This is a genomic window from Flavobacterium gilvum (genome assembly GCF_001761465.1).
Taxonomy (GTDB): Bacteria; Bacteroidota; Bacteroidia; order Flavobacteriales; family Flavobacteriaceae; genus Flavobacterium; species Flavobacterium gilvum.
The window spans coordinates 2,213,034-2,232,772 of record NZ_CP017479.1 but is presented as its reverse complement, the minus strand read 5'-3'; the positions used below and the strand labels follow the sequence as shown (position 1 = coordinate 2,232,772).

The window sequence follows — 19,739 nt, the reverse complement described above, 5'->3', positions numbered from 1 at the left end:
GCTGTTATTTCTTTTTAAATAATCTAAACCCTTTTTTAGGTTTGCTTTGTTTTGCCATTTTTTCGGCTTGTTTTTCTTGTTTGGTCAAAAGAGGAACCTCCTTGTATCGACCGTCATAGCGCCATGACATCCCAACCCCTCCATAAAGAATAGAAGGAGTGTCTTTGAAACTGGCACTTATGGAAGCATCTACCTGCAAATTTCTATGAATCAAATAAGCTGCACCGCCACGAATTAAGGCATCACTGTAAAAGTCACTTTTTATTCCTTGATTTTCAGCAAAAGCAGACCATTTTTCATTAATCCCCTTTGTAAGGGTTACAATGTAACTCAAACTCGGATAATCGGTCGTGATATAATTATAAGTAACATTGGTCACAAAAACCCAAGAACCATCACCCAAGTGGTTTTGCAAAATCAAAGAGGCTTTTGGAGATATTTCGGATTGGGGTGAGAAATAAAATGGATTGTCTTTCCCCGTAAAATTGGCTCCTCCAAAAACAGCAACAGCAGGAATCAACTGATGCCAATTAAATTTATGGTTGGCTTTCCAACTATAAAGGTTTACTTCTTTTTTATAGCCTTTATTTGGGTCATAGATTAAATATTTGGCTCCCAAAACAGATTGTTTAAAATCGGCTCTATCGTCAACCTGCATAGGATAATTAAAGGTTTCATACAGATATTGAACATCAGCAATGAATTCAAGATTCTCCAGAAATGCACCATAACGCAATTCCAAATCGACTCCAAATCCATTGGCAGTATATCTCAGCAAATCATGTTTTTCCTTAATTCCAAACACACCTGTTTCTACTTGAAAAACAGTTTTCCCAACTGCAAAAGCCGACATGGATTCGCCAGGTCTATTCGAATTGATTTCGTCTGTATGCTGGCCATAATGAAGTGTTGGGATTAAAAAAAGTGAGGCAAAAAATAGGTTTTTAATCTTGAACATACTGTTTTATTTGAGTGAAAAGTAATAACGCATTTCAAATGTACTATATTTTTTTTTGAGTTGCTAAGTTTCTAAGAAACTAAGATTCTAAGTTTTTTTTTAAAAGTTGCTGAGTTTCTGAGAAGCTAAGATTCTAATTTTTTTTTCTTAGTTTCTTAGAATCTTAGAAACTTATAAGAAACTCAATTAATTCTCGGGTGGCTTTTCCTCGGTGACTTATTGCGTTTTTGGTTTCTAAGGACAATTGGGCAAAGGTTTCCTGATAACCTTCTGGTCTAAAAATAGGATCGTAACCAAAACCTTGACTTCCGCTTCTTTCCAAAGTGATTTCTCCTTTTGCAATTCCGGTAAAAAGGTGTTGTTTTCCTTTTAAATTTAAAGCTATTATGGTTTTAAATTGTGCATTTCTATTGGCTTTGTTTTCCAAATTGGCAAGCAGTTTATCCATATTATCTTCCGCCGATTTTTGTTCACCAGCATATCGTGCAGAATAAACTCCAGGTTCACCATTCAATGCCTCTACTTCGAGACCGGTATCATCAGCAAAACAATCGTAGCCGTACTTCTCTGTCACATAATTGGCTTTCATAATCGCATTCCCCTCAATAGTATCGGCGGTTTCAGGAATTTCTTCGTGACAACCTATAGTTTCCAGACTAATAATTTCGATGCTTTGAGGAAGCATACTCTGGATTTCCTTTATTTTATTCTCATTATTGGTAGCAAATACGATTTTCATTTATTGGAGTTTATTATTCTTTAGGTTGCAAATATATTAGGATGTTTTTTATAGACATAAATTTCTTTATAAAATCTAATGAAATAGACGATGGATTACACGGATGGAACGGATTTTTAACAGATACTATTGATTTGCAAAAAAATCCGTATAATCCGTTACAAAAAACGACGTTAAATTACAGTTAAAATCTTGTTTTTCAGTATTTTAAAATAAATAAAATTGTAAATTTGATTGTGGTTTTGATTAATTACTTGAGCATATAATATCACAAATATTTCAATATTAGAAAAAGTATCTCAATAGTCAGCTATACAGGATTTAGGGTATACGTTAGATAATGATAAATCAGAACGACACAGGGAAGGCTGTCTGAATAAGACAGCCTTCTTTATTGTTTTCAAGCAGATTCTTTAGTTCTATTCTTTGTTGTTTTCTCGCAAAGGCGCAGAGACGCAAAGTAATCGGTTTCAAACTTTGCGTCTCTGAGCCTTTGCGAGATTTATATTAAGAAATCAACTTGAAAGGAATTCTTAATTTAATGACGTAAGAGTATCTTCAGCCCCTGATTTAAGTAAAACGCAATCGAACATAAACGTGCTTGATTCCTTTTTTATCAGAATCCCTTTCGTCTATTTCTAGAATATCGGTTAAGGATTTGAGCAAAGGAGTGAGTTTGTTAAAGCCGTAGCTTCTGGGGTCAAATTCGGGTTTTTTCTTTACGATCAGATTTCCCACATCGCCGAGGAAAGCCCAACCGTCATCATCACAAATGGCATCGATGGTGCTTTCTATCAATTCGATTGTTTTAGTATCGATTTTTACAGCAGGTTCTTTTTCAACGATTTTCTTAGTTTCTTTTGCATCAGTTGCTGGAGTAGAAGCCGCTGGTTTAGTCTTTTTCTTTTTGATGGCGCCTTCCAGTACTTCTATAAAAATGAATCGGTCGCAGGACACAATAAAAGGATTGGGCGTTTTTTTCTCACCCATCCCAATAACTTTCATTCCCGATTCCCGCAATCGAATGGCTAGTCTTGTAAAATCGCTATCGCTGGATACTATGCAAAAACCATCTACTTTACCGGAATAGAGTAAATCCATTGCGTCTATTATCAGGGCCGAATCGGAGGAGTTTTTCCCGACGGTATAACTGTATTGCTGAATTGGAGTTATGGCGTGTTCTAGCAGTACTGATTTCCAACCGCTAGCATTGGGTTTAGTCCAATCGGCATAAATACGTTTGGTGGTTGGTGTCCCGAACTTGGCAATTTCTTCCATCATTCCTTTTACGTTACTGTAGGGAACATTGTCGGCATCGATAAGCACGGCGAGTTTTAGTTCTTTTGTATTTTGGGACATTACTTTTATTTTAGATTGCAGATTTTAGATTACAGATTGCAGAACTTAAATTTTAGATTTTTATTTTGTAATCGACATAATCAATGCCTTTTTTTTCAATATCAAATATACGCTTTTTATTGCAAAAAGTTCTTGTTTCTGGCATTAGCCCTGATGGAAATGGAAAGCCTCGAGGAAATAAACCTATTTTTTCCTGGGCTGCAAGAGCGACCGGAGGAAGCTCCTTGCAGCACAATGGAAAAAAAGGTTTATGACCGAGAGCTTGTAATGGACAGCAGGAATCAGCTCCTTAAACAGATATTACTCAAAATGATAACTTTAGAAACGATTATCATTGGGATTTGGAAAAATAAATAGGGTTTCGAGAGGCTAATACATTATAAATAATTATTTTTGCATTTTCTTAAAAAATAATACTACTACAGAAAATATTATGGTAAAAGATTTATTCGAAAGAATTCAAAACAATAAAGGACCTCTAGGAAAATGGGCTTCGCAAGCTGAAGGTTATTTTGTATTCCCGAAATTGGAGGGAGAATTGGGGCCAAGAATGAAATTTCAAGGAAAAGATATTTTGAACTGGAGTTTGAACGACTATTTAGGATTGGCGAATCATCCTGAAGTTCGTAAAGCCGATACTGAGGCAGCGATTGCCTATGGTGCGGCTGCGCCAATGGGTGCCAGAATGATGAGTGGTCACACTAGTTATCACGAACAACTGGAACAAGAATTGGCTGCTTTTGTAATGAAAGAGTCGGCTTATTTGTTGAATTTTGGTTACCAAGGAATGGTTTCTATCATTGATGCTTTGGTTACAAAAAATGATATTATTGTGTACGATGTAGATTCTCACGCTTGTATCATTGACGGGGTTCGCCTTCATATGGGAAAACGTTTTACTTACAAGCACAACGACTTGGAAAGTATGGAGAAAAACCTGCAACGTGCCACCAAAATGGCTACCGAAACCGGTGGGGGAATCTTGTTTATTACCGAAGGTGTTTTTGGAATGCGTGGACAACAAGGGAAACTGAAAGAGATTGTTGCCCTGAAAGAGAAATACAATTTCCGTCTTTTGGTTGACGATGCACATGGTTTTGGTACACTAGGAAAAACTGGTGCCGGAGCCGGTGAAGAACAAGGTTGTCAAGACGGAATCGATGTTTACTTCTCTACGTTTGCAAAATCTATGGCAAATATCGGAGCTTTTGTAGCTGCAGATAAAGATATAATTGATTACCTAAAATATAATTTACGTTCGCAAATGTTTGCTAAAGCGTTGCCAATGATTCAAACTATCGGTTCGTTGAAACGTTTGGAATTGTTGCGTCAATCGTCTGAAATAAAAGACAAATTGTGGGTAAATGTAAATGCGTTGCAAAACGGTTTGAGAGAAAGAGGTTTCAATATTGGTGATACCAACACGTGTATCACTCCTGTTTACCTTGAAGGAAGCATTCCGGAAGCGATGGTTATGGTGAACGATTTAAGAGAAAATTACGGTATTTTCTTGTCTATTGTTGTGTATCCGGTTATCCCGAAAGGAATCATTTTATTACGTATGATCCCAACGGCTTCCCACACTTTGCAAGATATTGAGGAGACATTGTCTGCTTTTGAAGCTATCCGTGAGAAATTAGTAAACGGAACTTATAAAGAAATAGCAGCCAAAACTACTGTTGATATGGAGGCGTAATATAGTTGCTAAGTTTCTAAGATTCTAAGTTTCTAAGATTCTAAATAATTTACAATATTTAGACACCTGAGCGGTTTAGCAAAACTTCTCAGGTGTTTTTTTTGTTATTAACTTAATTCCAAAAACTTAGAATCTTAGAATCTTTAAAAAAAAACTTAGTAACTTAGCCACTCAGAAACTTAAAAAAAATGATCCCGCACTTATTAATCATTCCCGGTCTTGGTGATTCGGGCGAGAAACACTGGCAGAACTTTTGGCTTAAAAAATTCAGCAATTCTACCAAAGTCATTCAGGACAATTGGGACGAACCCCAACTACACGAATGGCTTTACAGACTTGAAGAAACGATTAAGAAAACAGAAGAACCAACCATTTTGGTGGCACACAGCTTGGCAGTTTCCTTGGTAATGCATTGGGCTTCGCAAAACAACAATCCAAACATTGTAGGCGCTATGCTTGTTGCTCCCGCCGATGTGGATTCGCCGGAACATACCCCTGATTTTTTAAGACACTTCTCACCTATTCCGACCCAAGTTGTTCCTTTTCCAACATTGGTAGTAGGCACCGAAAACGACTCTTATATGTCCCTAGAAAGAGCCAAAAAATTGGCAAATTATTGGGGCAGTGATTTTATAAACGTCGGCAAAAAAGGACACATCAACTCTGATTCCAATCTGGAATATTGGGAAGAAGGACAAGATTATTTACAACAATTAATTGCAAAAATTAAATCTTAAAACATCATATCCATTTTTTCTTTCTTTAAAACACAAAATTATAAAAATCAATTATTTACAAATAAAAATCATAAAAAAACGAGTTAAAATCACTAACTTTGGCATGTGTTTTTATGTTATTTTATTCCTTAATAATTAAAGTAAGAAAATCATGAAAAGATATCTATCCTTTGTCTTGGCAAGAATATTTTCACTCTTCATATTGCCATTTTTTTCAGTTGAGGAAAATTGGAAAAGCCTAAACTGCAATAGTCTTTTTTGACCATTAAATGAAAACAATCGCATACATAGGAACCAGCCTTGACGGTTTTATTGCCCGAAAGAATGGAGAAATAGATTGGCTTATCCAATTTGACAGCGAAGAAATTAATCAAAGTTATACCGAATTCAGTAGTGAAATTGACGCCATAATAATGGGAAGTGGTACTTATGAAAAAGTACTTACTTTTCCAACTTGGTTTTATCAGCAGAAAGTTTTTGTATTAAGTTCTCAAATTAAACAGGTCCCTGACGCCTTAAAAGAAAAAGTGACTATTCTGCCTTTTCAGCCCAAAGCGGCACTCGATTATCTTTCTGACAAAGGATATTCAAACATTTATGTTGATGGCGGAAAAGTGATTCAAAGTTTTCTGAAAGAAAATTTACTCGATGAACTAATAATCACAAGGGTTCCCGTACTCATCGGAAACGGAATTCCTTTGTTTGGCGAACTCAATCAGGATATTGCTTTTGAACACATAAAAACCAACCTCTTTTCGAATGGGCTTGTAAAAAGTCATTATAAAAGGATTCAGAAATAATAAGCATACAAGCATTAAATTATAACGACCCCAAAATTACCTCTTCTAAAAATAATCAGTAAAAAAACAAAAATCATGGAAACTATCAAATGGGAAATAGACCCTTCACATTCGGAATTACTTTTCAAAGTTAAACACTTGGAAATTGCCACATTGACCGGGCGCTTTGATGGAATAGCTGGAACTGCTGAAGCTGAAGACAATTTTGAAAATGCGACATTTTCGTTTACCGCAAATGTAAATTCCATCAATACCAATGATAAAAATAGAGATATTCACCTAAAAAGTGCTGATTTTTTTGACTCAGAAAAGTTTCCAAAAATCACTTTCAATTCCACAAAATTCAAAAGAATTGGTGACACTTCATTTGAAATAATCGGCAAATTGACCATAAAAGAAACCACAAAACCAACCATTCTACATATTGAATACGGCGGGACTAATATCGATCATTGGGGAAATACAAAGGCGGGACTAAAACTAAAAGGTGTAATCAATCGTAAAGATTATGGTTTGACATGGAATGCAGCAATAGAAGCCGGTGGTGTTTTAGTGAGTGAAGAAGTCCGAATAAATGCTAATATCGAATTAATTAAGAAGTAGCAATAACCAACTTAGAATCCGTGATAGGATTTTATAATTTTTATGACTTAGAAGCTTTTTAACCACAAAGTTTACAAAGACTTACGTGAAATTCGCAAAGCTATTTGTTCGTTTTTGATTTCTTTTCTTTCATTTAGAAGATAAAAAAAATCCCAAAACGACTAAACGTTTTGGGATTGTGAATTTATTATGGTACGGACGTTGATTATTATTTAACGTCCATCAATTCTACATCGAAAATCAAGATTGCGTTTGGTGGAATTACACCTCCGGCACCTGATGGTCCGTATCCTAAATCCGATGGGATTACAAAGCGAGCTTTATCACCAACTTGCAACAAAGCAATACCTTCGTCCCAACCTTCGATTACCTGACCTTGACCCAATCTGAATTCGATTGGTTTTTTTCTTGGATAAGAAGAATCAAATACTTTTCCGTTTTCCAATGAACCTTCGTAGTGAACAGAAACCATTTTTCCACTTTCCGCTTTTTTACCAGCTCCTTTTTGGATGAATTGGTAACGCAAACCGCTTTCTGTTTTTTCAAAACCAGCCGCCAATGCATCCATTTTTGCTTCTGATTCTGCTTTCAAAGCCGCTTCTCTTTTCAAACGAGCTCCTTTTAAACCAATGAAAGCTTCAATAGCATTCCATTTTTGCGCTTCTTCACCAACTCTGATAATTTCAAGCGTTTCCAACACATCTCCTTGTGCCACGGCATCAACCACTTCCTGACCTTCGATTACGTGACCAAAAACCGTGTGTTTGTTATCCAACCAGCTTGTAGGTACGTGCGTAATAAAAAACTGAGAACCATTTGATCCAGGACCAGAATTTGCCATAGACAACACCCCCGGACGGTCGTGTTTCAAAGAAGGATGAAATTCATCGTCAAATTTATATCCAGGATCACCAGTACCGGTTCCTTTTGGACAACCTCCCTGAATCATGAAGTCAGGAATTACTCTGTGAAAATTCAAACCATCATAGAATTTTTGTCCTTGAGGTTTTACTTTATTTTCCATGTTCCCTTCGGCAAGAGCAACGAAGTTCCCAACAGTTCCTGGTGTTAAATCGTGTGTTAATTTTACTAAAATCGCCCCTTTTGCAGTGTTGAATTTAGCATATATTCCGTTTTCCATTTTATTTATTTTTTGTTGAGGCGCAAATTTACGAATAAAATTAGAAAATCTGAGGATTTGAACAATTAACAAACGAAACCAATTCAAAAATTAAATGAATATTCAACAGTAATTGCACAAATTTTCACGAATCAATTTGTGAAAATTTGTGCAATTACTGTAAAAACAAAACATTTTCCCAACTTAAAGACTTTCAACTTACTATTACAAACTACGGACTTCAAATCCATAGTACTTTATTTTTATAATTTTAGAAAATTACAAACTCAATTGCTCATCAATTAAATTAATCAGGTCTTGTTCTGATGCACTATCTGAAATTATAGTTCCTTTTTTGTCAATTAGAATTTTAGCTGGAATTCCTTCTACTTTATATTTTGTTGTTATGGCACCATCAAAGTCGAATATTACATTAAAACTATATTTTTTATCAGTAATAAATGTCTTAACTTTTGTTACTGTTGCACTATTTTCTTTATCTCTTTCCCAAGTATTTACAAACAAAAATTCAACATCTTTACCTTTGTATTTAGTCACTAATTCCTGCATACCCGGAAATGAAGCCTTACAAGGTCCACACCAAGTAGCCCAAAAATCTAGAACAACCACTTTACCTTTGTAATCTGAAAGTTTTACTTCTTTTCCATTTATGTTTTTTAAATTAAAACCGATTGCATCTGTACTACCATATTTTTCTACAAGTGCTGCATTCTTTTTAGCAGTGGCTGCTCCAACCGCTTTTTCTTTAATTTTCTCATACTCAGCAAGAGACAAATTTGATTTTTTATATATTTCTTTTAATTGAGCCAACATCACTCTGGAATCTAACCCATTGGCCAATTCGGATTCGATGTACTTTCTGGTAAATTCCAAACCTTTTACCTTTTCCATCATACCTGCATAACGCTCTTTTGCATCTGTAGACATACCAACTCCTGATTGATTAATCTTGTCTTGGTATTGAAAAGCTTCGTCAAACCTATTTAATTTATACAATATTAAGGCATAAGTATCTGCAACCATATTATAACTATTTTGCAATTCTTCTGGAGAAGAAGATTCCTTTTGCATATTTGCAATAATATCTAATGATCTTTTAGAAATTTTTTCAGCATACTCAATATCTTTTGGAGGAGTTACCAAATCCTCTCCTGATGAACTCCATGCCAAAGAATTATAGAGTGAAGCAGCCATTCCTTTATCAGTCAATAACCGCTCATATTGATCTAGTTTTTGAATATCTTTTTTTTCTAAATATATTCTCAATAGAGAGTAATAAAATATATCTTTTGATTTTTCAGAAATATCTTTGAATTTAGTTGTGTATAATTCTAAACTCTCCAGGATATACTGTTCTGTTTTATCCGGATGTTGTGAAAATTCTCTAATAAATTTATACTTTTCAAATTCTCCATTGGGATATTTTGTTGAGATTTGACTTTCAATTTGTTTCACTTTATCATCCATTTTGAGCATTCCATAAAGTCTAGACGCAAGGATCAAGTATTCTTCCGAAGTCTTTTTTTCACATTTTTGAGCAAAATCCAAAATCTCTGGTTTTGCTTGTTCTGCATTAATACTCCCTTTTATACTCAAATAATTCCCATAACTTACATCCTCTTTTAGTATAGGATATTTTGCATACAAATTATTGTATTCCAACAAAATAGATTCTGCTTTCAAATCCTGTTTTAAGCCCAAATAATAATTAGCATAACCAAAAGTTTGTATCCTATTAAGCATACATTTTCCTAATTCAGCTTGGTTGGTGGCTCTTAAAAAAATATCATATGCTTTGCCTTGATTATTATCTACTGTGTTTTTTCCATCATAAACAGCTAAAATCAATGTTCTAGTTGAATCTGGCACTTTACAGCTGAACTCATAAACATTAGATTTTTTTATCAGTGATGTAGTAAGATTAGCATAGTCAGATTTGTTGTGGTATACTATTTTGACTTTAGCGTCTGTTGGAATTGTTATGCCTGTTTGTGGTTCATAGACATAGGTATTTTCTTTTCCAATTTTGAATTTTGAATCTTTCAAATATACTTTTCCCATTTGCGAAAAAGTGATATTACAACAAACCAAAAAAAACAATACAACTGATTTTTTCATATCTATATTTTTTTAAGGGGTTATTTACCTGTTAACCAAAAACCACAACTAACTGATTATATTTTAATTAAATACCAAATATAATCAATTTATACTACAAATAAGGCACACTTATAAAAGCAACTAATCTATAATTTCAATAAAAAAAACCTCGCTTAAACGAATTTAAATGCACTGCCCCCAAAAAGTTAGACACTATTTGGGGGTATTTTTATGGAAAGAAAATCAAAATATGATTATGCATTTAAGAAAGAATGTGTTGAGTTAGTTTTAAATAATGGCTATTCAAGTAGACATGTTTCTAAATTGAAAGGTCCAGATGAATCTAATATTCGTAAATGGGTTAGTTTTTATAAGATCTATGGTGAATCTGGGTTGATTAGTTATAAGAACAAAAAATACGCTTTAGATATTAAGTTAAAAGTATTGCAATCTATTTATAAAGAATCACTTTCATTGAAAGAAACTGCTTTAAGATTTAATATTTCCGATTCATCTATAATAATCAAATGGCAAAAAGATTTTAGTAATTTTGGATTGAAAGGATTATATACTAAACCCAGAGGCAGACCAAAATCTATGAGCAATAATAAACCTAAAAAGCATACATCAGATAAACCATTAACTAGAGAAGAAGAACTACTTTTAGAAAACGAAGCATTACGTTGTGAACTTGATTATTTAAAAAAGTTACAAGCCTTAATTCAAGCAGAAGAGAAAGCCAAAAAGCGCAAGTCATAATGGAATTAAGGCATAAATATGATTTAAAACCACTTTTAAATCATGCTAATATGGCACGAAGTACTTTTTATTATCATCAAAAACAACCTGAAATACCAGATAAATACAAAGTAATTAAAGAGTTAATAAAATCTATTTATCACAGACATAAAGGGCGTTATGGGTATAGACGAATAACAGATGAACTTCAAAACAAAGGAATCGTTATTAATCACAAAACCGTTTTACGATTAATGAATTTGTTAGGGTTAAAAAGTATTATCAGGGTAAAGAAATACAAATCCTATAAAGGAGAAAATGGTAAAATTGCACCGAATCTGTTAAATCGTAATTTTAAAGCTACAGCTCCCAATCAAAAATGGGCAACCGATATAACAGAGTTCAATGTCTTTGGAAAAAAATTGTATTTATCACCGATTATAGATTTATTTAATCAAGAAATAATTAGTTATGAACTAACAGAACGACCAGTGTTTAATCAAGTGGTAACTATGCTTAAAAAAGCATTTAAGAAAATACCAAATAACGCTAATTTAACTCTTCATTCTGATCAAGGTTGGCAATATCAAATGAAACAATATCAACACTTATTAAAAGAAAAAGGAATTATACAGAGCATGTCAAGAAAAGGAAATTGTTTAGATAATGCCATTATTGAAAACTTCTTTGGAACATTAAAATCTGAACTTTTTTATATAACAAAGTTTAGAACAATAGAAGAATTAAAAACTGAAATTAAACAGTATATTAACTATTACAATAACGATAGAATCAAATCAAATTTAAACAAAATGAGCCCGATAAAATATCGAGCTCACTATTATAAAAATTAATTATAAATTTGTCCAAACTTTTGGGTGCAGTCTAAAACGAGGTTGTATTTTGTTCATTTTATAATTTTTCCATTCTGAAAAAAAATATTATCTTATTTTAAAATAAGATTTAAACCCTTAACGAGCCACGAAATCCCCTAACTGCGTAGTAAGAAGAAGCACCATTGTGGTATATAAAAACATTGGCATATCGAAAATCAGCAAAAATGGCACCGCCCAGTTTCCTTATATCCGAAGGAGTTTTTACCCAACTTGATGTTTTTGTATCAAATTTACCAAGTTGCTGCAACTCTCGATATTCTGATTCTGTCAAAATTTCGACACCCATTTCGGTCGCCAAATCAATAGCACTATTTTCAGGTTTGAATTCTTTACGAGAATCAAGGGCTTCTCGATCGTAACAAAGGCTTCTTCTTCCTTTTGGGCTTTCTGCCGAACAGTCATAAAACAAATATTCATCGGTTTTTTCGTCATGACCTACAACATCGGGTTCACCGCCAGTTTTTTCCATTTCATGAAGCGACCATAACTTACTGGGATTAGCTTTCAGTTTAGCATGTATTTTTTCCCAATCAAGACCTAAATGACGGTTTTTGTTCTTCTCAAAACGTGTTTTTAATATATTGATTTGCTGTTCTTTTTCTTCTAAAGACAACTCTTTTTTGGATTTTGCCATACTATTTTCAATCGGTTAAAATTTTACTGTCTGTCGAATTTTGTTTCGACGGAAACTCCTTTTATCAACGTTTGATAAACAACGCAATATCTTTCCGTTAATTTTGCCAATGTTTGTATTTGTTCGTCTGTTGCATCGCAATCTAGAATGAACGAAAGGCGAATTGTTTGAAATCCAACCGGCACTTCTTTGGAAACTCCCAAAGTGCCACGAAAATCCAAATCTCCTTCGGCTTTGACAATTGCATCTTTAATTTCGATACCCAGAGCCGTAGAAACAGCACTTAGCGTCACGCCTGCGCAAGCAACCAATGCCTCCAGAAGCATATCTCCCGAACAAGCCAGCATTCCGTTGCCACCAGTTGCCGGATGAAGTCCTGCCTCGGCCAAGACCCTTCCGGTTTCGACCCTGCATGAAATTCCGTCAGCAATTTTGCCCTGTGCTTTGAGAGTTATCATAGCCGTCTCTGGCTGTTCTCTATATTTCTCTTTAATTGGCGACTGTACATTTTTTAGTTCTTCTGCATCCATCGGTCAAACATTTAAAGATTGTTATTTCATTCTTATTCCGCAGGCTCCCAAAGTTCTATTTTGTTTCCTTCGGGATCCATTATATGGACAAATTTACCGTAATCGAATGACTGAATTTCATCAACGACTACTACACCATTTTCTTTTAACTTTTCGACCAATCCTTCAATATTCTGAACCCTATAATTAATCATAAATTCTTTCTTGGAAGGAGAAAAATAGGTACTGTCTTTCTGAAAAGGACTCCACTCAAGGATGTTTATTTTTTCCGGTTTATTAATATCTCTGGATTCAAAAGTCGAACCATAGTCATTGATTTCAAGACCCAAATTTTCCCCATACCATTTTCTGGTTTGCTTGGGATCGTCTGAAAAGAAAAATACACCTCCAATTCCGGTCACTTTTGGGGTTTTGTAATCAACATTGTCATCCTGATTTTCCATAACGTTTGTCTTTTAATGATGAAATTTCAATTATTTTGATTGCGCTTAATCTTTTGAATTTTATTACCATTCAACTACATTGCAGTTTGAATCAGACGAAATCAATATGTTTTTTTCTGCATAAAATCTTCCCGAATAGGATTAAAAACATCTATCAGTAAGCCATCTTCCAAACAAACCACACCATGTACGACATGAGGAGGAATATAAAAACAATCCCCTTCTTTCATCACTTTAGACAATCCGTCGATGGTTACCTCAAATGATCCTCTGGCAACATTTGTCACTTGGGAATGATAATGTTCGTGCGGTGTCCCGATGGCTCCTTTTTCAAAAAGAACATTCACCATCATAATTTGATCATCGTAGCCCATTATTTTGCGTTTGATTCCTTCGCCAACTACTTCCCACTCGAAATCTTCATCTTTTAAAAACGCTGCACTTGCTCCAAAACTTTGCATCTTATTAAATTACTTTAGAATGTACTTTAGCGCACATTTTGTTTATAAATTATTTTAAACAAAAATAACTCATAAACTACAATTCAAACAATTTTAAAATCATTTAATTGAAGTCTATGAGCTATTCTGTGTCTTTTCACATAATCTGATAAAACCTAGATTAATTACATAATCTAAATTATATTATTTACCTGATAATCCAGCATTTTTTAGATACGGTTCGATTTGCATATCGTGTCCGATGAAGTCTTTGAAAGCTTTATTCAAATCCACACTGTTACCTACTGATAAAATATATTTTTTGAAACGATCACAGTTGGCTCTCGTCATACCGCCGTTGGCCATCATCCAGTCGTAAGCATTATAATCTAAAGTTTTGGACCAAGTATAGGCATAATAACCTGCAGAATAACCGCCTTCAAAAATATGTGAAAAATAAGGAGAATGGTAGCGAGGAGGCACTTCATTGACCAACAATCCGTATTTTTTCAACACCTCTTTTTCAAAAATCAAAGTTGGTTTAAAATCTGATTCTTTTTCAACACCATGCCAAGCCATATCAATTGTTGAAGCAGCCAAAATTTCGGTTACATCATAACCTTTATTAAATGTTTCGGCTTTCTTGATTTTGTCAATTAAGTCTTGTGGAATTGGCTGTTTGGTTTGATAATGAATGGCATAATTCTTTAAAACAGAAGGATCTAAAGCGGCATGCTCATTAATTTGAGAAGGGAATTCCACAAAATCCCTTGGCACCGATGTCCCAGACAGCGATTGGTATTGCTGATTGGCAAATAAGCCATGCAAGGTATGCCCAAATTCATGAAACATTGTGGTCACATCGTCAAAACTGATTAAAGAAGGATTTCCTCCCGTTGGTTTGGCAAAATTGTAAACATTAACGATTACTGGTTTTTGTTTTAAATAATGTGATTGACTAACAAAATTACTCATCCAAGCACCACCTCTTTTATTATCACGCGTATAAAAATCCAAATAATATATTGCGATTGAAGCTCCTTTATCGTCAAAAACTTCATAGACTTTTACATCTGGATGATACACCGGTAAATCTTTTCTTTCCTTGAACGTGATTCCGTACATTTGCTTGGCTGCAAAGAAAACCCCTTTTTCCAACACGGTTGTCAACTCAAAATAAGGTTTTGTTTGGTTTTCATCCAAATCATATTTGGCTTTGCGCACTTGCTCTGAATAAAAATTCCAGTCCCATGGTTCCATTTTGAAACCTCCATTTTGAGCGTCTATCAAAGCTTGGATTTCACTTGCTTCAACTTTGGCTTTGGCTACTGCTGGCGCCGCAATTTTAGCTAACAAATCCATTGCCGGAGCTGGTGTTTTGGCCATTTGATCCTGCAATTTCCATTCGGCAAAACTTTTCTTACCCATCAAATTAGCTTTTTGCAAACGCAATCTTACCGTTTTTTCCAACGTTTCTCTAGTATCACCATCATCATTTTTTTCGGATCGAAACCAGGAAGCTTTGAATATTTTTTCTCTTGTGGCTCTGTTTTTCAAACTGGACAACAAAGGCTGTTGTGTTGTATTTAACAATCCTATCAGATATTTATTTTCGTAACCCGCTTCTTTTGCTTTTAATTTAGCAGCGTCTATTTCAGCAGGACTCAATCCATCTAAGTCTGAAACATTATCAAATAAAACAGCTCCCTTTTTTCGGGCTAATAATAATTTGTTACCAAAAACAGTACTTAAACTCGCCAGTTCTTCATTGATTTTTTTCATTTTTACCTTATCTGCTTCAGACAGATTGGCTCCTGCCAATTCAAACTTCTGCAAATAATCTTCGGTTAGTTTTTTGTCCTCTCCTTTCAATTTATTCAAATCAACAGCTTTGATACGATTATACAATTTACTGTTCAAATAAATTTTATCATTATGACCTGAAAATATAGGGGCATATTCTTCGTCTAAAGCCTGCAAAACCGGATTGGTATTTGAACTTGTCAAATTACTAAAGACGTTCAATACCCTAGTCAAATCTTCCCCACTTACCTCTAATGCCAAAACAGTGTTCTGAAAAGTAGGTTTTGCCGGATTGTTAGCAATTGATTCTACCTCCTTATCATGCATTTTTAAAGCGTACTCAAAAGCAGGCTTAAAATGTTCGTCTTTGATCAAAGTAAAGTTGGGCGACTGATACTGTAAAGTACTTTTTTGTAATAATGGATTTGTCATTTTTACATCCTTGTTTTGAGCGTTCATTGTTAATGTTTGCATAGACAAAGCCAGACAAACCGAACCGGTAATGAATAATTTTGGAAAATTCCTCATGAATAATTTGTTTATATTTTTTTGATATAAAAATAACAAAATTTCACAAATCATTTACAAAAACAACAAAACAAACACTAAATAAACGTACGATTTTTTAAAATGACCGCAAATTCGCAAATTTATTTCTTGCAAACTTGAGTTTTGTAATTTTACAAAATCTAATTTGCATAAATTCCGCAAAAACGGCTAATTTATTATAGCTCTTTTTATTGAAATTTGCGAATTTGCGGTAAAAATAATTCATGCATTTGCCCTGAAATCACTTCTGAATTAACTTCAAAAAAAAAATGCTTTTTTACAGTATATTTGTTTGTCACTTTAAATCAAAAAAAATATGGGTTCAATATATAATACTGCAGATAATGAGGCTATAATCGCCAGAATCAATTCCCTTTCACCTGATAGCAAATCGCTTTGGGGTAAGATGACAGTAGACCAAATGTGTCAGCATTGCAACGCTGCTATGCAAGTTGCCTTTGGACAAAAAGAACTTAAGATAAACTTTCTGTTGCGTCTTTTGGGCAGAATGATAAAAAACAAAGCTTTCAACAGTGATTTTGGAAAAAACAGTCCAACTGCCAAAGAATTAAAATGTGAAGGTTCTTATGATTTTGAAACCAGCCGAAAAGAATTTGCCGAAAATTTCAGCCAATTTGCAAAAGGCACACAAACGATCAAGGTATTGTATCATCCTTTTTGGGGAAAAATGACTTATGAAGATTGGGATAAATTGATGTGGAGACATACAGACCACCATCTGAGACAGTTTGGAGTTTAGCTAGAAAATATTCAAAAAAATAAAGTTATTTTTCTTTTTAAACCATTAAGATATTAAGGTTCATTAAGGCTAAAAACTTAATTTTCTTAATATCTTAATGGTAAAAAAAACAATACTTTTTTTGGTCCGATTAGCGGATAGTCATAAAAAACAATGGCTTTATGAGCATCATCAAACACAAACATTTCTTTTTATCATATTCTGAAGAACATGAGCAGGCGGAATGGGCGGCCTATTATCTGACGGCGGATTCCCAGTTTCAACATCATTTTGAAAGACCTTATTTCAAACAAGATCCTTTGGTAGATACCGAATCGGCGCACTGGAAAAACTACAAAGACACTGGCTACGACAAAGGTCATTTGGTTCCTGCCGCCGACATGAAATTTTCTGAAGAAGCTTATAACGAAACGTTTCTCACTTCGAATGTGGCTCCGCAAAACAGAGCTTTCAATGCAGGAGTATGGAATCGGCTGGAACAAAAAATTCGCTATTGGGCAGATAAATACAAAGCTATTTTTATAGTAACTGGAAGCATTTTGCATGACAATCTGGTTACCATTGGTGACGAAGAAGTTTCTGTTCCCGATTATTTTTATAAAATTATAGTTCGGGTTCAGCACGATAAATTGGTCATGATTCCTTTTTTGGTTCCCAATGAAAAGTCGGATGCGCCTCTTTACACTTTTGCCACAACCATTGATGACATTGAACAAATTACAGGTATCAATTTCAACGAAAAACTCTCGGAGAAAATTGAAGAAAAAATCGAAAAAGAACTGAGTTACAAGGAATGGAGTTTTAGTTAGTCAACACTTTTTATTGATAAAAATTAACCGCAAAGTTCACAAAGAATTACGCAAAGTTCGCTAGGCTTTGCGAACATAGCTAAGACTTTGCGAACTTTTCGGTTAAAAAAATTGTACCTTTGCCGTTCCTAAAAATGCACAATGAGAATCGATATTATTACCGTATTACCCGAATTATTAAGAAGTCCCTTTGAAGCTTCGATTATGAAACGCGCCATAGACAAAGGCCTTGTGGAGGTACACATTCATAATTTAAGAGATTATACGACCAACAAACAAAAAAGCGTTGACGATTACCCTTTTGGCGGTGGCGCCGGAATGGTTATGACCGTGCAACCAATAGATGCCTGTATCACACATTTGAAAAGTGAAAGAGAATATGACGAAATCATATATATGTCCCCCGATGGCGAAACATTAGACCAAAAAATGGCCAACAAAATGTCAATGTATCAAAACATTATCATTTTGTGCGGACATTATAAAGGTGTTGACCAACGAGTACGCGACCATTTTATTACCAAAGAAATTTCCATAGGCGATTATGTGCTTTCTGGAGGAGAATTGGGTGCTTTGGTTTTATCTGATGCCTTAATCCGATTGATTCCGGGCGTTTTGAGTGATGAGACTTCGGCATTGACAGACAGTTTTCAGGATGGTTTGCTCTCAGGTCCTATCTACACACGCCCTGCCGATTACAAAGGATGGAAAGTTCCCGATGTTTTATTGAGCGGTCACGCTGCAAAAATTGACAAATGGCGAGAAGACACCGCCTACGAGCATACCAAAAACAGAAGACCCGACCTTTTAACCGATTAATTTTCATATATTTACACTTCAAAACCAAAATTAAAACCACTATATCTCAATTTGGGATAAAATCCGCATTAGTTCACTCAAGTAATAATCTTATAAAGTATTAAATCATGAAAGAATTAATCATCAAAGTGTTTTTAATTGTAATACTATTAATTTCGCCCCTTTCATTTGCACAAGGATTAAATAAAATTTCCTTATTGAATGAACTTAACAAAACGTATGGAATTGTATTAAACGAAGAGGAAAAAAGCTATTTCGAAAGTACCAATAACGAATTAGTAACAAACTTATTCAGTTTGGATGAAAAGAAATTATCAAAAGAAGAACGAGACAAAGCAGTCGACAAATTATTTGATAAAAGAGAAAAAAGTTTGACTTCGTCATTAGGAATAAACAAATACAGTGATCTCAAAATAACAACAGACGAAAAAATCAAACAAACTATTCAAAAAGTAAAATCGTCTAAAATGGAACCCTGATTTATTCTATTGTCACAAATCACAATTTTAAAATTCCAAATTCCAATCAATTGACTTATTAAAAAAATGGAATTTGAAATTTGTATATTGAAAATTTTAGCTACATTTGCACCCGAATTTAGACCAACCTCTGGCGAGATCCGTGAATGTTGCTCTTTTTAACCATAAAATAAAAATAAAATGGCAGATTTATTGAAATTCGTTCAAGACGAATTCGTAGCAAAAAAAGATTTCCCTGTTTTCGGAGCTGGAGATACAATCACAGTTTACTACGAAATTAAAGAGGGTGAAAAAACAAGAACACAGTTTTTTAAAGGTGTTGTTATTCAAAGAAGAGGTACTGGTAACACAGAAACTTTTACAATCCGTAAAATGTCAGGTGCAGTTGGTGTAGAGCGTATCTTCCCAGTTAACTTACCAGCTTTGCAAAAAATTGAAATCAACAAGAAAGGTCACGTACGTAGAGCTAGAATTTTCTACTTCAGAGAACTTACTGGTAAAAAAGCTAAGATTAAAGACAAAAGAAGATAGTTTAACGTCTTTCTTTAACAATAAAAGAAGTCCCATTTCGAATCAATCGAATTTGGGACTTTTTTTTTGATAATTTCAAAGGCTTAAAATGAGAATTTAAAAATCAAAAGGGGGTAAAAATATCAAATTCAAAAAATCACAGAAAAAACCTCTAAAATTATTTTTTTATACTAAA

Annotated in this window: 20 protein-coding genes; 10 read left to right on the top strand and 10 right to left on the bottom strand. The window is 34.2% G+C overall.

The genetic code is table 11. The features are described from left to right. Window positions 1-4: 4 nt before the first annotated feature. The 3 genes from EM308_RS09375 to EM308_RS09365 all read right to left on the bottom strand — a co-directional run bounded on the left by EM308_RS09375 (window position 5) and on the right by EM308_RS09365 (window position 3,056). A complete protein-coding gene (locus tag EM308_RS09375; protein WP_035637681.1) occupies window positions 5-958 on the bottom strand; it encodes a transporter in 954 nt (317 codons plus the stop codon). 163 nt (window positions 959-1,121) lie between these two features. Beyond that, complete coding sequence (locus EM308_RS09370; protein ID WP_035637678.1) at window positions 1,122-1,697, bottom strand: non-canonical purine NTP diphosphatase; 576 nt, start codon at window positions 1,695-1,697, stop codon at window positions 1,122-1,124. 570 nt (window positions 1,698-2,267) lie between these two features. Beyond that, window positions 2,268-3,056: an NYN domain-containing protein gene (locus EM308_RS09365; RefSeq protein ID WP_035637676.1), complete on the bottom strand. Its 789-nt coding sequence runs from the start codon at window positions 3,054-3,056 to the stop codon at window positions 2,268-2,270. Window positions 3,057-3,489: 433 nt separating this feature from the next. Between EM308_RS09365 and EM308_RS09360 the strand changes: the two genes are divergently transcribed. From EM308_RS09360 to EM308_RS09345, 4 genes are all read left to right on the top strand, one after another. Then, window positions 3,490-4,752 (top strand): aminotransferase class I/II-fold pyridoxal phosphate-dependent enzyme, encoded by a 1,263-nt coding sequence (locus tag EM308_RS09360; protein ID WP_035637674.1) that lies wholly within the window; start codon window positions 3,490-3,492, stop codon window positions 4,750-4,752. A gap of 188 nt (window positions 4,753-4,940) precedes the next feature. Continuing rightward, the gene (locus EM308_RS09355) at window positions 4,941-5,489 is read left to right on the top strand and encodes an RBBP9/YdeN family alpha/beta hydrolase (protein WP_035637672.1); all 549 of its coding nucleotides are present in this window, start codon (window positions 4,941-4,943) and stop codon (window positions 5,487-5,489) included. A 269-nt stretch (window positions 5,490-5,758) separates the two neighbouring features. Continuing rightward, window positions 5,759-6,289: a dihydrofolate reductase family protein gene (locus tag EM308_RS09350; protein WP_035637669.1), complete on the top strand. Its 531-nt coding sequence runs from the start codon at window positions 5,759-5,761 to the stop codon at window positions 6,287-6,289. 75 nt (window positions 6,290-6,364) lie between these two features. Next, complete coding sequence (locus EM308_RS09345) at window positions 6,365-6,892, top strand: YceI family protein (RefSeq protein ID WP_035637667.1); 528 nt, start codon at window positions 6,365-6,367, stop codon at window positions 6,890-6,892. 208 nt (window positions 6,893-7,100) lie between these two features. On the opposite strand, the gene EM308_RS09340 is transcribed toward EM308_RS09345, so the two are convergent. Both EM308_RS09340 and EM308_RS09335 read right to left on the bottom strand, forming a co-directional pair. Beyond that, window positions 7,101-8,033 carry a peptidylprolyl isomerase gene (locus EM308_RS09340; protein ID WP_035637666.1) on the bottom strand — a complete coding sequence of 311 codons (933 nt, stop codon included), beginning with the start codon at window positions 8,031-8,033 and terminating at the stop codon, window positions 7,101-7,103. A gap of 258 nt (window positions 8,034-8,291) precedes the next feature. Then, entirely contained in the window at window positions 8,292-10,079 is a 1,788-nt protein-coding gene (locus EM308_RS09335; RefSeq protein WP_197056157.1) for a TlpA disulfide reductase family protein, read from the bottom strand. A 285-nt stretch (window positions 10,080-10,364) separates the two neighbouring features. On the opposite strand from EM308_RS09335, the gene EM308_RS18390 reads away from it, so the two are divergent. Beyond that, window positions 10,365-11,725 (top strand): IS3 family transposase gene (locus EM308_RS18390; RefSeq protein ID WP_394332816.1). Its coding sequence is split into 2 segments (ribosomal slippage): window positions 10,365-10,842 and window positions 10,842-11,725, totalling 1,362 coding nucleotides; the frame shifts between segments, so codons are not numbered across the junction. Between the two features lie 109 nt (window positions 11,726-11,834). On the opposite strand, the gene EM308_RS09320 is transcribed toward EM308_RS18390, so the two are convergent. The 5 genes from EM308_RS09320 to EM308_RS09300 form a co-directional block, all read right to left on the bottom strand. Next, window positions 11,835-12,401 (bottom strand): DUF4256 domain-containing protein, encoded by a 567-nt coding sequence (locus EM308_RS09320; protein ID WP_035640796.1) that lies wholly within the window; start codon window positions 12,399-12,401, stop codon window positions 11,835-11,837. Window positions 12,402-12,424: 23 nt separating this feature from the next. Further along, window positions 12,425-12,931 carry an OsmC family protein gene (locus tag EM308_RS09315; RefSeq protein WP_035640799.1) on the bottom strand — a complete coding sequence of 169 codons (507 nt, stop codon included), beginning with the start codon at window positions 12,929-12,931 and terminating at the stop codon, window positions 12,425-12,427. Between the two features lie 32 nt (window positions 12,932-12,963). After that, window positions 12,964-13,374: a VOC family protein gene (locus EM308_RS09310; protein ID WP_035640803.1), complete on the bottom strand. Its 411-nt coding sequence runs from the start codon at window positions 13,372-13,374 to the stop codon at window positions 12,964-12,966. Between the two features lie 101 nt (window positions 13,375-13,475). Further along, entirely contained in the window at window positions 13,476-13,835 is a 360-nt protein-coding gene (locus EM308_RS09305) for a cupin domain-containing protein (protein ID WP_035640805.1), read from the bottom strand. 183 nt (window positions 13,836-14,018) lie between these two features. Beyond that, window positions 14,019-16,145: a M3 family metallopeptidase gene (locus EM308_RS09300; RefSeq protein ID WP_035640808.1), complete on the bottom strand. Its 2,127-nt coding sequence runs from the start codon at window positions 16,143-16,145 to the stop codon at window positions 14,019-14,021. 337 nt (window positions 16,146-16,482) lie between these two features. Here EM308_RS09300 and EM308_RS09295 point away from each other — a divergent pair, with 337 nt between their 5' ends. From EM308_RS09295 to rplS, 5 genes are all read left to right on the top strand, one after another. Beyond that, a complete protein-coding gene (locus tag EM308_RS09295; RefSeq protein ID WP_035633782.1) occupies window positions 16,483-16,926 on the top strand; it encodes a DUF1569 domain-containing protein in 444 nt (147 codons plus the stop codon). Window positions 16,927-17,087: 161 nt separating this feature from the next. Then, window positions 17,088-17,735 (top strand): DNA/RNA non-specific endonuclease, encoded by a 648-nt coding sequence (locus EM308_RS09290; protein ID WP_051877630.1) that lies wholly within the window; start codon window positions 17,088-17,090, stop codon window positions 17,733-17,735. A gap of 141 nt (window positions 17,736-17,876) precedes the next feature. Then, complete coding sequence (gene trmD / locus EM308_RS09285; protein ID WP_035633784.1) at window positions 17,877-18,554, top strand: tRNA (guanosine(37)-N1)-methyltransferase TrmD; 678 nt, start codon at window positions 17,877-17,879, stop codon at window positions 18,552-18,554. 107 nt (window positions 18,555-18,661) lie between these two features. Then, a complete protein-coding gene (locus EM308_RS09280) occupies window positions 18,662-19,033 on the top strand; it encodes a hypothetical protein (protein ID WP_035633786.1) in 372 nt (123 codons plus the stop codon). Window positions 19,034-19,213: 180 nt separating this feature from the next. Further along, window positions 19,214-19,564: a 50S ribosomal protein L19 gene (rplS, locus tag EM308_RS09275; RefSeq protein WP_035633788.1), complete on the top strand. Its 351-nt coding sequence runs from the start codon at window positions 19,214-19,216 to the stop codon at window positions 19,562-19,564. The last annotated feature ends 175 nt before the right edge of the window (window positions 19,565-19,739 follow it).

Bases quoted from the DNA above. Each gene is read 5' to 3' on its own strand.
- EM308_RS09365 (WP_035637676.1), bottom strand. From the start codon at position 3,056: ATGTCCCAAAATACAAAAGAACTAAAACTCGCCGTGCTTATCGATGCC.
- EM308_RS09305 (WP_035640805.1), bottom strand. From the start codon at position 13,835: ATGCAAAGTTTTGGAGCAAGTGCAGCGTTTTTAAAAGATGAAGATTTC.
- EM308_RS09345 (WP_035637667.1), top strand. From the start codon at position 6,365: ATGGAAACTATCAAATGGGAAATAGACCCTTCACATTCGGAATTACTT.
- EM308_RS09320 (WP_035640796.1), bottom strand. From the start codon at position 12,401: ATGGCAAAATCCAAAAAAGAGTTGTCTTTAGAAGAAAAAGAACAGCAA.
- EM308_RS09360 (WP_035637674.1), top strand. From the start codon at position 3,490: ATGGTAAAAGATTTATTCGAAAGAATTCAAAACAATAAAGGACCTCTA.
- EM308_RS09375 (WP_035637681.1), bottom strand. From the start codon at position 958: ATGTTCAAGATTAAAAACCTATTTTTTGCCTCACTTTTTTTAATCCCA.
- EM308_RS09310 (WP_035640803.1), bottom strand. From the start codon at position 13,374: ATGGAAAATCAGGATGACAATGTTGATTACAAAACCCCAAAAGTGACC.
- EM308_RS09315 (WP_035640799.1), bottom strand. From the start codon at position 12,931: ATGGATGCAGAAGAACTAAAAAATGTACAGTCGCCAATTAAAGAGAAA.
- EM308_RS09280 (WP_035633786.1), top strand. From the start codon at position 18,662: ATGAAAGAATTAATCATCAAAGTGTTTTTAATTGTAATACTATTAATT.
- trmD (WP_035633784.1), top strand. From the start codon at position 17,877: ATGAGAATCGATATTATTACCGTATTACCCGAATTATTAAGAAGTCCC.
- EM308_RS09340 (WP_035637666.1), bottom strand. From the start codon at position 8,033: ATGGAAAACGGAATATATGCTAAATTCAACACTGCAAAAGGGGCGATT.
- EM308_RS09350 (WP_035637669.1), top strand. From the start codon at position 5,759: ATGAAAACAATCGCATACATAGGAACCAGCCTTGACGGTTTTATTGCC.
- EM308_RS09355 (WP_035637672.1), top strand. From the start codon at position 4,941: ATGATCCCGCACTTATTAATCATTCCCGGTCTTGGTGATTCGGGCGAG.
- rplS (WP_035633788.1), top strand. From the start codon at position 19,214: ATGGCAGATTTATTGAAATTCGTTCAAGACGAATTCGTAGCAAAAAAA.
- EM308_RS09295 (WP_035633782.1), top strand. From the start codon at position 16,483: ATGGGTTCAATATATAATACTGCAGATAATGAGGCTATAATCGCCAGA.
- EM308_RS09300 (WP_035640808.1), bottom strand. From the start codon at position 16,145: ATGAGGAATTTTCCAAAATTATTCATTACCGGTTCGGTTTGTCTGGCT.
- EM308_RS09290 (WP_051877630.1), top strand. From the start codon at position 17,088: ATGAGCATCATCAAACACAAACATTTCTTTTTATCATATTCTGAAGAA.
- EM308_RS09370 (WP_035637678.1), bottom strand. From the start codon at position 1,697: ATGAAAATCGTATTTGCTACCAATAATGAGAATAAAATAAAGGAAATC.